Source organism: Rhodococcus sp. NPDC057529 (assembly GCF_042802055.1).
Lineage (GTDB): Bacteria > Actinomycetota > Actinomycetes > Mycobacteriales > Mycobacteriaceae > Rhodococcus_F.
This window is the reverse complement of sequence record NZ_JBHVEY010000024.1, coordinates 22,438-34,955: the sequence shown is the minus strand read 5'-3', so window position 1 is coordinate 34,955 and position 12,518 is coordinate 22,438. Positions and strand designations below refer to the sequence as shown.

The following is a 12,518-nucleotide window of genomic DNA, read 5'->3' as shown; positions in this document are numbered from 1 at the left end:
GTCCTTGCCCGAAGGTCACACCCTGCACCGGCTGGCGCGGCTACATCAGCGCCGGTTCGCCGGTGCGCCGGTGCGGGTGCTGAGCCCGCAGGGCAGATTTTCCGAGGACGCGGCCCTCGTCGACGGCCGCGTCCTCGTCAAGTCCGAGGCCTGGGGTAAACACCTGTGGCATCACTACGAGTCCGGGCTGGTCGTGCACGTCCACCTGGGTCTGTACGGGGCGTTCACGGAAGCGGCCGTTCCCATGGAACCGCCGGTCGGGCAGGTCCGGATGCGGATGGTCGGCACCGAATTCGGCACCGATCTGCGCGGCCCGACGGCGTGCGAGGTTCTCCACCCGCCGCAGGTCGCGGCCATCGAGGCGCGACTCGGACCGGACCCTCTGCGCAAGGACGCCGACCCCGACAAGGCGTGGACTCGCATCTCGGCGTCGAAGACCCCGATCGGGGCGCTGCTCATGGATCAGGCCGTGATCGCGGGTGTCGGCAACGTGTACCGGGCGGAGGTCCTGTTCCGGCACGGCATCGACCCGGATCGGCCCGGCCGCGGACTGTCCCGCGACGAGTGGGAGGCGCTGTGGGCCGACCTGGTGGCACTGATGAAGGTCGGGGTGCGACGCGGCAAGATGCACGTCGTCCGTCCCGAGGACGATCACGGCGATCCGGCGTATGCGAAGGACCGTCCCCGGACGTACGTCTACCGGCGGGCGGGATCGCCGTGCCGGATCTGCGGCACCCCGGTGGCCCACTCGGTCATGAAGGGCCGCAACCTCTTCTGGTGCCCGAGCTGCCAGCCGTCCTGACGGCCGCGTCAGAAGTCGAAGCCGCCGCCGAAGTCGAACCCGCCGCCGTCTCCGCCGCCACCGAAGTCGAATCCGCCGCCGTCGCCACCGGCGTCCCCGCCCATGTCACCGCCGCCGCCGGCATCTCCACCGGAATCGCCGCCGTCGCCACCGGCGTCTCCGCCCGCGTCGCCGGTGTCCTGGGACGCGTCGCCCGCTCCGCTCTCGAAGCCCTGTGCGTCATACGGCACACCTGCCATCCCGGAGAACATCGCGGAGAACAGGAACATCGAACCCAGGCCCCACGCACCGGCCACGAGAGCGGGCTTCCACCACGGCTCCGAGTACCAGCCTGCGGGAACCGGACGTCCCGCGACGCGGCCGCCCGGGTAGTAGTTCGGTGTCTTCGACGACGGGTTCGGTGACGCCGCGACCTGTCTGCCCTCGAACTCGACCTCACGGTCCTCGGTGACCGCTCCCGCGGATTTCTGTCCGTCGATCGACGGGACCTCGGGACCGGGATCCATGCCCATGGCCGTCCGGGCGGCGCGGATGTAATAGAGGCCTTCGAGCGCCGTCTGCTTGGCGAGACGCGCCTGGACGGGGGTGGCGGCCTGGTCGATCTGGGAGCCTGCCGCCGTGTAGCGCTCGGACGCGTCGGCCAGCGCCTGCTGGGAGGCGGTGTCGGACCCGGAGAGGCTGTACACCTGTCCGCCGAGTCGTTCGATGGCCTGGCGAGCGTCCGCCTTCGCGTCCTCGAGCTGGTTCGCGGTCTGCCCGGCGCGGTTGTTGCGGCTCCTCACCACCAGGAAGGCGACCGCCGCCACGATCACGAGTATGAGTAGCAGTTCCACGGTGGGCCTCCGGAGTTCTCGCGGACCGTCGGCTGCGGGGCTGCAACATCCACGAGTAGGGGACAAATCGGACATCTCCCAGAGTACTGATCGAAATCGGGGTTACGCGCTCGGCGAACGGAGGAGCCGGCGGGGCCGAGGCGCGGTCGATCGCATGTGACGCATGTCATAGCGAAGGAGAGGGTGCGACCGCTCCTGCACAACAAAAAAGGAGCGTTCCCTGGGGTGGGAACACTCCTCTGTGGAGGGGATGACGGGAATCGAACCCGCGTAATCAGTTTGGAAGACTGAGGCTCTACCATTGAGCTACATCCCCGTGCATACGACAACCTGGGATCGCCATGCATGTCGTCTGCGATGAGTGACTGTACCCAACCTCGCTTTGGATTTCATAATCGGGGGGCCGTAGGATTCTTCCTCGGGTCCTCGCGAGGTTGGCGAGAGCCGGCTTCGACCGGGGTGTAGCGCAGCTTGGTAGCGCATCCGCTTTGGGAGCGGAGGGTCGCAGGTTCAAATCCTGTCACCCCGACCAGAACCACAGGGCAGGTCACTGCCGCACAGTAAAAGAGCACGACCACACGAAGGAGCCAGTCCGTGAAGAGCACCGTCGAGCAGCTCAGCCCGACGCGAGTCCGTATCAACGTTGAGGTGCCCTTCGAGGAGCTCAAGCCTGATTTCGACAAGGCCTACAAGGCCCTCGCGCAACAGATCCGTCTCCCCGGCTTTCGTCCGGGCAAGGCACCGGCCAAGTTGCTCGAAGCCCGTGTCGGTCGTGGCGCCGTCCTGGAGCAGGTCGTCAACGACGCACTCCCGTCCCGCTACTCCGAGGCCGTCACCAGCGCCTCGGTGAAGGCGATCGGTCAGCCCGAGATCGAGATCACGAAGATCGAGGACGGCGAGCTCCTCGAGTTCACCGCCGAGGTCGACGTCCGTCCCGAGATCACGCTGCCCGACTACAGCGAACTGAGCGTCACCGTCGATCCGATCGAGATCACCGACGAGGCCGTCGAGGAGCAGCTGCTGTCGCTGCGTCAGCGTTTCGGCACCCTCACCGGTGTCGAGCGTGCGGTCGAGGACGGAGATTTCATCTCCATCGACCTGTCGGCCACCGTCGACGGTGAGGCCGTCCCCGAGGCCACCGCGAGCGGTCTGTCGCACGAGGTCGGTTCGGGTCAGCTCATCGAGGGCCTCGACGAGGCCGTCGTCGGCGTCAAGGCCGGCGAGTCCAAGGAGTTCACCTCGACGCTCGTCGCCGGTGACCACGCGGGCAAGGAAGCTGTCGTCACCGTCACCGTCGGCACCGTCAAGGAGCGCGAGCTGCCCGCCGAGGACGACGAGTTCGCTCAGCTGGCAAGCGAGTTCGACACCCTCGACGAGCTGAAGGCCGACCTGCGTGAGCGCGTCGGACGCGTCCGCAAGGTCGAGCAGGCCGGTCAGATCCGCGACAAGGTCCTGGAGACCCTGCTCGAGACCGTCGAGGTCCCGCTGCCCGAGGCCGTCGTCAAGGCCGAGGTCGACGCTGCGCTGCACGACGCCGTGCACGGACTCGACCACGACGAGGAAGCGCTGAACAAGCTCCTCGAGGAGCAGGGCACGAGCCGCGAAGAGTTCGACAAGGACGCCAAGGACAGCGCCGAGCGCTCGGTGAAGACGCAGCTCCTGCTGGACGCCATCGCCGACGCCTCCGACGTCACCGTCGGCCAGGACGAGCTCACCGAGCGCATCCTGTTCCAGGCGCAGCGCTACGGCATGGCGCCGGAGCAGTTCATCCAGCAGATCCAGCAGGCCGGTCAGCTCGGTGCCGTGTTCGCCGACGTGCGTCGCGGCAAGGCTCTCGCCGGTGTCGTCGAGCAGGCCACCGTCACCGACACCTCGGGTGCCGCCGTCGACACCGCCGAACTGTTCGGCAACGGTGAGGCCGAGACCGAGGACGCCGCGTCCACGGACGAGGTCGCATCGGATTCCGCCGAGGGCGAAGACCAGAAGTAATGCTGGTCGCGGGGTGTTTCCCTCGCGTTCGGCTGTGAGATGTTTTCCGCTTTGAGCGAAGTAGGGCGGCACCGGGACTCCGGTGCCGCCCTCCTTCGTTAGTGTCTGTGTCAGCAATCAACGATTTACGGAGAAGGCAGGTACCGTGACTTCCAATCACCTGGAGACTTTGCAGAGTCCCGCCATGACTTCAGCCACCGCTGGGTTGAACCTCAGCGACTCGGTGTACGAGCGCCTGCTGCGCGAGCGCATCATCTTCCTCGGTACCCAGGTCGACGACGACATCGCGAACAAGCTGTGCGCCCAGATCCTGCTGCTGTCGGCAGAAGATCCCAGCCGGGACATCTCCCTCTACATCAACTCGCCCGGCGGATCGGTCAGCGCCGGCATGGCGATCTTCGACACGATGCAGTTCGCCGAGTGCGATGTCGCGACATTCGGAATGGGTCTGGCCGCGTCGATGGGCCAGTTCCTGCTCTCCGCCGGGGCCAAGGGCAAGCGGTACGCCCTCCCGCACGCGCGGATCATGATGCACCAGCCGTCCGCCGGAATCGGTGGTACCGCCAGTGACATCGCGATCATGGCCGAGCAGTTCGCGCACACCAAGCGCGAAATGGCCGAGCTGATCGCCGAGCACACCGGTCAGACGGTCGAGCAGATCACCGCCGATTCGGATCGCGACCGCTGGTTCACCGCACAGCAGGCTCTCGAATACGGTTTCGTCGACCACGTCGTCTCCCGCGCGGCGCAGGCGGGCGGGACCGGGCAGTAGCAGCCCGGCTTCCTCACTGACCGCTCCCACACATCCTTTGGAGAACTGATGACCAACCTGTTCGATCCCCGCAGCCTGGGAGGCCAGGCGCCCGCAGGCCCCCAGTCGCGTTACATCCTGCCGTCGTTCATCGAGCACTCGAGCTACGGCGTGAAGGAGTCCAACCCGTACAACAAGCTGTTCGAGGAGCGCATCATCTTCCTCGGCGTGCAGGTGGACGACGCGTCGGCCAACGACGTGATGGCTCAGCTGCTCGTTCTCGAGTCGCTGGACCCCGACCGCGACATCACCATGTACATCAACTCGCCGGGTGGCTCGTTCACCTCGCTGATGGCGATCTACGACACGATGCAGTACGTGCGCGCCGACATCACCACGGTGTGCCTCGGTCAGGCGGCATCGGCTGCCGCGGTGCTGCTCGCGGCGGGCACCCCCGGCAAGCGTCTGGCCCTGCCGAACGCTCGGGTCCTCATCCACCAGCCGGCCACCGGGGGCATCCAGGGCCAGGTCTCCGACCTGGAGATCCAGGCCGCCGAGATCGAGCGGATGCGCCGCCTGATGGAGACCACCCTCGCGAAGCACACCGGCAAGGACGCCGACGTGATCCGCAAGGACACCGATCGCGACAAGATCCTCACGGCCGCCGAGGCCAAGGACTACGGAATCATCGACGACGTGCTCGAGTACCGCAAACTCAGCGCCCAGAAGTGATTTCCTGCCGCCCCGGCTCGGGCGACACGCCGTGACGGCGTGGTTGCCGCGAGCCGGGTGCGGGATCGGCAAGGCTGGCTTTCCCCGAAGATCGGTGCGCGAATCACCGACAACCAGTCGACCTCGCTCGCGATCTGCGGGTACGGTCACATAACGGGCTTTCGTTTTCGGTCGATGCGCGCAGGGCGTGGGATCGGTTCGATGGTTGCACGTAGACGAAGGAAGTAGGGACCTGACGAGATGGCACGCATCGGTGACGGCGGGGATCTGCTCAAGTGCTCTTTCTGCGGTAAGAGCCAGAAGCAGGTCAAGAAGCTCATTGCTGGGCCTGGGGTGTACATCTGCGACGAGTGCATCGACCTGTGCAACGAGATCATCGAAGAGGAGCTGGCCGAGTCCAGCGAGGTGAAGCTCGACGAGCTGCCGAAGCCGGCCGAGATCCGGGACTTCCTCGAGAACTACGTGATCGGCCAGGATGCTGCCAAGCGAACTCTCGCCGTCGCTGTCTACAACCACTACAAGCGCATCCAAGCCGGCGACAAGGGCCGTGATGCGCGCGGCGAGACGGTCGAGCTGGCGAAGTCCAACATCCTCATGCTCGGACCGACGGGCTGCGGCAAGACGTATCTGGCCCAGACGCTGGCGAAGATGCTGAACGTTCCGTTCGCAATCGCCGATGCGACGGCACTCACCGAGGCCGGCTACGTGGGTGAGGACGTCGAGAACATCCTCCTCAAACTGATCCAGGCCGCGGACTACGACGTCAAGCGCGCCGAGACCGGCATCATCTACATCGACGAGGTCGACAAGATCGCCCGCAAGAGCGAGAACCCGTCCATCACGCGGGACGTGTCCGGTGAGGGTGTGCAGCAGGCTCTGCTGAAGATCCTCGAGGGAACGCAGGCCAGCGTGCCGCCGCAGGGGGGTCGCAAGCACCCGCATCAGGAGTTCATCCAGATCGACACGACGAACGTGCTGTTCATCGTGGCGGGCGCGTTCGCGGGTCTCGAGCGGATCGTGTCCGATCGCGTCGGCAAGCGCGGCATCGGCTTCGGTGCCGAGGTGCGGTCGAAGGCGGAGATCGACACGCAGGACCACTTCGCGGAGGTCATGCCGGAAGACCTGATCAAGTTCGGGCTCATCCCCGAGTTCATCGGCCGTCTCCCTGTCGTGGCGTCGGTGACCAACCTCGACAAGGAATCGCTCGTCCAGATCCTGTCCGAGCCGAAGAACGCACTGGTCAAGCAGTACAACCGGTTGTTCGACATGGACGGCGTGGAGTTGGAGTTCACCACGGACGCGCTCGAGGCCATCGCCGATCAGGCGATCCTCCGCGGCACCGGTGCTCGTGGTCTGCGCGCGATCATGGAGGAAGTCCTGCTTCCGGTCATGTACGACATCCCGAGCCGGGACGACGTCGAGAAGGTCGTGGTCAGCGCGGAGACGGTCAACGACAACGTGCTCCCGACCATCGTCCCGCGCAAGCCGGAGCGGGGAGAACGCCGGGACAAGTCCGCCTAGACGGGGGCGCGCGGTATCCTGAGTACGAACTAACTCACTAGTTCGTACAAATGGAGGTAATGCGCGCGATGACCGCTCCCGGACCGATCTTTGTTCTCAACGGCCCCAACCTGAACCTGCTGGGGCAACGGCAGCCCGAGGTGTACGGGCGGGAGACACTCGACGACGTCGTGGAGTTGTGCCGCGCCGCCGCCGCGAAGGCCGGACGTGAGATCGTCGCGCGGCAGTCCAACCACGAGGGCCACCTGATCGACTGGGTGCACGAGGCCCGCACCACGGCGTCGGGCGTCGTGATCAACCCCGGTGGTTTCACGCACACGTCGGTGGCGCTGCGCGACGCCCTGGTGACGCTCGAGGTGCCCCTCGTCGAGGTGCACATCAGCAACGTGCACGCCCGTGAGGAGTTCCGGCACCACTCGTACGTGTCCGGGGTTGCGACCGGCGTGATCGCCGGGCTCGGCATCCTCGGCTATGCGCTGGCCGTCGACTTCATCTGCAACAAGGGCTGATCGCGCCATGGGACGACAGGTTCGTACGAGCGTTGCCACGGTGTCGCTGAGTGGATCGCTGGAGGAGAAGGTCACCGCGATCGCGGCGGCCGGGTTCGACGGATTCGAGGTGTTCGAACCCGATTTCGTGAGCTCGCCGTGGTCGCCGCGTGAGTTGGCCTCCCGCGCAGCGGATCTCGGGCTCACTCTCGATCTGTATCAGCCGTTCCGCGATCTGGATTCGGCCGACGACGCGACGTTCGCGCGCAACCTGATCCGGGCCGAGCGCAAGTTCGACATCATGGAGCAGCTCGGCTGCGACACCCTGCTGGTCTGCTCGTCGCCGCTGCCCGAGGCGGTGCGCGACGACGCCCGCCTGACCGAGCAACTCCACACCCTCGCCGAGCGCGCACACGGCCGGGGTCTCCGCATCGCCTACGAGGCGCTCGCCTGGGGCACGCATGTCAATACGTACCGGCACGCGTGGAAGATCGTGCAGGACGCCGACCATCCTGCCCTCGGCACCTGCCTCGACAGCTTCCACATCCTCTCCCGCGGCGACGACCCGTCCGGCATCCGTGACATCCCGGGGGAGAAGATCTTCTTCCTGCAACTCGCCGACGCGCCCCGGATGTCGATGGACATCCTGCAGTGGAGCCGGCACCACCGGAACTTCCCGGGGCAGGGGAACTTCGATCTCGCCACGTTCGGTGCCCACGTTCAGGCGGCCGGATACACCGGGCCGTGGTCGCTGGAGATCTTCAACGACACGTTCCGGCAGTCGTCGGCGGGTCGTACCGCCGCCGACGCGCACCGCTCGCTGCTGTACCTCCAGGAGGAGGTCGCCCGGGTGCAGGCCGAGCACGGTGAGGACACCGGGCGGGGGCTGGCGCTGTTCGAGCCGCCGCCGCGCGCACCCCTCGAAGGCATCGTGTCCCTCCGGCTCGCCGCCGGCCCCGGAAAGGATTCCGATCTCCGGCAAGCGTTGCAGCACATCGGATTCCGGCTGGTCGGCCGGCACCGCAGTCACGACCTCCAGTTGTGGCGGCACGGCCGGATGACCATCGTGGTCGACGCCACCGCGGGCACGGTGTGGACGGCGCCGGGCCTGCCTGCGCACCTTCCGGTGCTCACCCAGATCGGCATCCGGTCGAGCGATCCCGACGCGTGGGGGGAGCGCGCCGCGGCGCTCGAGGTCCCGGTGCACGAGGTCCTGCTGCCCGGTGTGGACACCGCCCCCGAGTCCGATGTGGTGCGTCTCAAGATCACCGACGCGACGTCGCTGGATCTGCGCGGTCCGGGTAGTGCGGCCTCGTGGCAGTCGGCGTTCGACCTGTATCCGACGGAGTCGCGCTGGCAGGACGAGGTGCCGGTGTTCACCGGGGTCGATCACGTGGCGCTCGCCGTGCCGTCGGACAACTGGGACGGCATCATGCTGCTGCTTCGCTCGGTGTTCGCGATGGCGCCGCACGAGGGCCTCGACGTCACGGACGCGGTCGGGATGATGCGCAGTCAGGCGCTGACGATGGATCAGACGGGCGCCGACGGCGTCGACCGTCCGCTGCGCATCTCGCTCAACATGGTCCCGGGTGCGGTGTCCGGGAACTCCCACATCGCCGCGGCCCGGCGCGGTGGGATCAGCCACGTCGCGTTCGCGTGCACGGACATCTTCACCGCCGCGGCGACCATGCAGTCGAACGGGTTCGAGCCGCTCGTCATCTCGCCGAACTACTACGACGACCTCGAGGCCCGGTTCGGACTCTCCCGCGAACTCCTCGACCGCATGAGCGGTTCCGGCATCATGTACGACGCCGACGCCCACGGCGAGTTCTTTCACCTGTTCACCCAGACGGTGGGCGCCGACCTGTTCTTCGAGGTGGTGCAACGCGTCGGAGGGTACGAGGGGTACGGGGACGCGAACTCCGCGATGCGTCTGGCGGCCCAGTTGCGGGCGGCCGGCTGAGCCGACCCGACAGAGAACGGCGCCCGTGGTCACGATCACGGGCGCCGTCGTCATTCGTCGAGCCTCGGCCGTGGTGACGTCGAACACATCTGGAGAGTGACCACTGACGCCGAAGCACCCTCCCGGGGTGCATGTGACTGATGGGGTCGGAAATTCCGGCCGGAGAACGCGACGGTCGGCACAAGCGTCAATGCGACACGTGGGTTTCTGGCAGATACGTACTAACCTGTGTCGAAACCGTGACCGTTTCGTTATCGGTCACGCACTCGACAGAGGAATGTGGTTTTGGCTCTACACCCGAACACCGTCCCGCAGGCCCGGCACGCCCGGCGCTCCCGTTCTGCGAAGTCCGCCCGTCGCCACGTGGTGGCGACCTCGCTGGCCGCCGCTGCGCTGCTCGTGTCCGGCGCCATCGCCTCCGCCGCCACCGGGGAGGTCGCGCACGCATCCACCGAGGCGGGTGTGTCGCTCACGCCGCCGCCGCAGTTCCTGCAGGTCGAACGCCCGGAACTCACCGACCACACCGAGCAGATCCAGCGCGCCGCCCAACGTGAGGTCGAGCGGCTGGTGGCTCAGCAGGCCGAGACCGAGCGCCTGGCCCGGGAGGCGGCCGAACAGGCCGCACGTCAGGCTGCGGCCGAGGAAGCGGCTCGCCGACCCGCGGTCCTGTTCCCGGCCGACGGCACGTTCACGTCGGGCTTCGGTCAGCGGTGGGGTACCAACCACAACGGCATCGATATCGCGAACTCCATCGGCACCCCGATCAAGGCCGTCACCAACGGCACCGTGATCGAGAGCGGTCCGGCGTCGGGCTTCGGGCAGTGGATCCGCCTGCAACAGGACGACGGCACCATCGGCGTGTACGGCCACATCGACAGCTCGCTGGTCTCGGTCGGGCAGTCGGTCCGGGCGGGCGACCAGATCGCCACCATGGGCAACCGGGGGCAGTCGACCGGACCGCACCTGCACTACGAGGTGTGGACGGCGAACGGAACCAAGATCGATCCGGCGGGCTGGCTCAATTCGCGCGGTGTCCCCGTCCCCGGAGGGCAGGGAAGCTAGCGACGCGTCGGTGCCTACTGAGGTGAAAATGATGGGTTTCTGGTGTTGTTTGCCGGTCGCATCACCGCAAGACTGTCCCCATGACCCTCACTTCTCCTCCGCCGACCGGCCGGCGTGAGTGGATCCACCACTCGGACTGCGACCTCGACGCGTTCCGCGCCTCCGTGGACCACTCGACGAATCTGAGCGACTACCCGTTCGCCCACTCCGTCGAACAGAACGTCCTGGTGTACCGCAGCGAATCGCTGAGTCCCCACCTGGGCGACGCTCAGTCCCGCCGTGCCGTGCAGACCGAACTCGTGCGCGCGCTCACCGACGGTCCCGGAATCGTGTTGTTCCAGAACGCTTTCGGCGACCCTGCCGTGGTGGATCGTGCCACCGAACAGTTCGACCTCCTCATCGCGCAGCAGCGTGCGTCCGGTGATGTGGTGGGTGACCACTTCGGCAAGGCGGGCGCCAACGACCGCATCTGGAACGCCGCGCAGAAGCTGGCTCTCGGTGCCCCGGACGTATTCGCCGACTATTACGCCAACGACATTCTCGCGCTGATCTGCCAGAGCTGGCTGGGGCCGCTGTACCAGGTGACGTCGCAGGTCAACGTGGTCAATCCCGGTGGCGCCGCGCAGGTTCCGCATCGGGACTACCACCTCGGCATCGTGCCTGCGCACGAGCTGCCCGAGTATCCGGCGCACCTGCACCGGATGTCGGCGGCGCTGACGTTGCAGGGTGCGGTGGCGCACTGCGACATGCCCGTCGAGAGCGGACCCACTCTGTACCTGCCGTACTCGCAGCTGTTCGAGGCGGGCTACCTGGCGTTCTCGCGGCCGGAGTTCGTCGAGTTCTTCCGCGACAATCACGTCCAGTTGCCGCTCCGCAAGGGCGACGCGGTGTTCTTCAACCCGGCGCTCTATCACGGGGCGGGCCACAACCGTTCGGAGTCGATCCGGCGGACGGCCAATCTGCTGCAGATCTCGTCGCCGTTCGGCCGGGCGATGGAAGTGCTGGACCGTGAGGCCATGGCGAACGCCGTGTATCCGGTGCTGTTGGCCCGGCAGAGTGCGGGGGCGGGCGAGCGGGCTCTCCGCAATGCCGTCGTCGCGACCGCCGAGTGCTACCCGTTCCCCACCAACCTCGACCACGATCAGCCGGTGCGCAGTCTCGCGCCGGCCACCCAGGTGGACACGATGTGGGAAGCGCTGCGGGACAGCGTCGATCCGGCGGTGCTCGCGGAGCGCCTCGCCGCGCAGACGGCGCGCCGGCAACCATGAGCGCGGCTACGGCCGGGCCGGACCGGTCGTGCCGCGCACCATCAGGTGGGGGTCGATCACGAAATCCTGCGGGTCGAGGTCCTCGTCCTCGAGTCGGCCGACGGCGAACTGCACGGCGTGCCGTGCCAGGCTCTCCGTGTCCTGCCGCACGGTGGTGAGGTCGATCCGCGACAGCTGTGACAGGTGGCTGTCGTCGTACCCGACGATCGAGATGTCGCCCGGCACGTCCACGTGGGCACGGGTGAACACGTCCATGAGACCGATCGCGCAGCGGTCGTTGCCGGCGAGCACGGCGGTGGGCAGGCGGTCCTCGGCCAGCAGGGTGTTCGCGGCGGCGACGCCCGCCTCCTCGGTGTGCTGACCGGGAATGACGCGAACGTACTCGGAGAGGCCGTGCCTGCGCATCGCCGCGAGATACGCGCGACGCCGCTCGGGTGAGCCGGGGTCCGCGCCGCCGTCGACGTGTGCGATCTCGCGATGGCCGAGTTCCACCAGGTGGTCCACGGACTGGCGGATACCTTTGGCGTCGGCGGTCCGCACGGTGTCGACGGCGGTGTGGGGGAGTGTGCGGCCGACGACGGTGACCACGGCCCGGTCCGCGAGCGTACGCAGATAGTCCACCTCGGAGAGGGGGCCGAGCAGGATCAGACCCTCGCACCGGTGGCTGAGGAGCGCCTCGATCGCTTTGTGTTCGTCCCGGGTGGGTGCGCTCGCGGAGAGCAGGACCTCGTATCCGGCGGCTTCGGCCTCCGCGTAGATGGTTCCGATCAGGTCGGCCTGGAAGGTCTGGTGGACGTCCATGAGCACGCCGAGGGTGCGGCTGCGGCCGCGGGCGAGCATCCGGGCGGCCCGGTCGAGCCGGTAACCGAGTTCGTCCGCGGCCTGCAGGACGCGGTCCCGGGTCTCGTCGGACGCGCCCGGTTTGTTGCTGAAGATCAGTGACACCAGGGTCCGCGACACACCGGCCCGCGTCGCGACGTCGGCCATCGTGGGACGGCGGTGAAGGCCGGCAGGCACCCGCTCGGCGCCCGCCTGCGCGGTGGCTCGGTCGTCGAGCATCTCGATCTCCCTCGGTTGCGTCGTCAGGGACATTCTCACGGATCGCGACC

The 12,518-nt window shown here is 67.4% G+C and carries 11 protein-coding genes and 2 tRNA genes; 10 read left to right on the top strand and 3 right to left on the bottom strand.

What is annotated here, in order from left to right:
* The first annotated feature begins 4 nt into the window (after positions 1-4).
* Positions 5-802, top strand: coding sequence for an Fpg/Nei family DNA glycosylase (locus tag ACFU5V_RS34485; RefSeq protein ID WP_378704786.1), 798 nt, complete (start codon positions 5-7; stop codon positions 800-802).
* An 8-nt stretch (positions 803-810) separates the two neighbouring features.
* Here the strand turns inward: ACFU5V_RS34485 and ACFU5V_RS34480 are convergent, their stop codons facing one another.
* Both ACFU5V_RS34480 and ACFU5V_RS34475 read right to left on the bottom strand, forming a co-directional pair.
* Positions 811-1,635: a DUF1542 domain-containing protein gene (locus ACFU5V_RS34480; protein ID WP_378704784.1), complete on the bottom strand. Its 825-nt coding sequence runs from the start codon at positions 1,633-1,635 to the stop codon at positions 811-813.
* Positions 1,636-1,877: 242 nt separating this feature from the next.
* Positions 1,878-1,951: transfer RNA gene (locus tag ACFU5V_RS34475), tRNA-Gly, on the bottom strand.
* Positions 1,952-2,090: 139 nt separating this feature from the next.
* Between ACFU5V_RS34475 and ACFU5V_RS34470 the strand changes: the two genes are divergently transcribed.
* The 9 genes from ACFU5V_RS34470 (at position 2,091) to ACFU5V_RS34430 (ending at position 11,409) form a co-directional block, all read left to right on the top strand.
* A tRNA-Pro gene (locus ACFU5V_RS34470) sits at positions 2,091-2,167 on the top strand.
* A gap of 62 nt (positions 2,168-2,229) precedes the next feature.
* Positions 2,230-3,624: a trigger factor gene (tig, locus tag ACFU5V_RS34465; protein ID WP_378704782.1), complete on the top strand. Its 1,395-nt coding sequence runs from the start codon at positions 2,230-2,232 to the stop codon at positions 3,622-3,624.
* 184 nt (positions 3,625-3,808) lie between these two features.
* Complete coding sequence (locus ACFU5V_RS34460; protein ID WP_011594411.1) at positions 3,809-4,396, top strand: ATP-dependent Clp protease proteolytic subunit; 588 nt, start codon at positions 3,809-3,811, stop codon at positions 4,394-4,396.
* 48 nt (positions 4,397-4,444) lie between these two features.
* The gene (locus tag ACFU5V_RS34455) at positions 4,445-5,107 is read left to right on the top strand and encodes an ATP-dependent Clp protease proteolytic subunit (RefSeq protein ID WP_012688316.1); all 663 of its coding nucleotides are present in this window, start codon (positions 4,445-4,447) and stop codon (positions 5,105-5,107) included.
* A 240-nt stretch (positions 5,108-5,347) separates the two neighbouring features.
* Positions 5,348-6,628, top strand: coding sequence for an ATP-dependent Clp protease ATP-binding subunit ClpX (gene clpX / locus ACFU5V_RS34450; protein WP_005248181.1), 1,281 nt, complete (start codon positions 5,348-5,350; stop codon positions 6,626-6,628).
* 68 nt (positions 6,629-6,696) lie between these two features.
* The gene (gene aroQ, locus ACFU5V_RS34445; RefSeq protein ID WP_378438554.1) at positions 6,697-7,137 is read left to right on the top strand and encodes a type II 3-dehydroquinate dehydratase; all 441 of its coding nucleotides are present in this window, start codon (positions 6,697-6,699) and stop codon (positions 7,135-7,137) included.
* A 7-nt stretch (positions 7,138-7,144) separates the two neighbouring features.
* A complete protein-coding gene (locus ACFU5V_RS34440) occupies positions 7,145-9,079 on the top strand; it encodes a bifunctional sugar phosphate isomerase/epimerase/4-hydroxyphenylpyruvate dioxygenase family protein (protein WP_378704777.1) in 1,935 nt (644 codons plus the stop codon).
* Positions 9,080-9,364: 285 nt separating this feature from the next.
* Positions 9,365-10,141: a M23 family metallopeptidase gene (locus tag ACFU5V_RS34435; protein WP_378438558.1), complete on the top strand. Its 777-nt coding sequence runs from the start codon at positions 9,365-9,367 to the stop codon at positions 10,139-10,141.
* An 80-nt stretch (positions 10,142-10,221) separates the two neighbouring features.
* Positions 10,222-11,409: a phytanoyl-CoA dioxygenase family protein gene (locus tag ACFU5V_RS34430; protein WP_378704774.1), complete on the top strand. Its 1,188-nt coding sequence runs from the start codon at positions 10,222-10,224 to the stop codon at positions 11,407-11,409.
* A 6-nt stretch (positions 11,410-11,415) separates the two neighbouring features.
* Here ACFU5V_RS34430 and ACFU5V_RS34425 read toward each other — a convergent pair whose 3' ends face one another.
* On the bottom strand, positions 11,416-12,468 hold the full coding sequence (locus tag ACFU5V_RS34425) for a LacI family DNA-binding transcriptional regulator (RefSeq protein WP_378704771.1): 1,053 nt from the start codon (positions 12,466-12,468) through the stop codon (positions 11,416-11,418).
* Positions 12,469-12,518 lie beyond the last annotated feature (50 nt).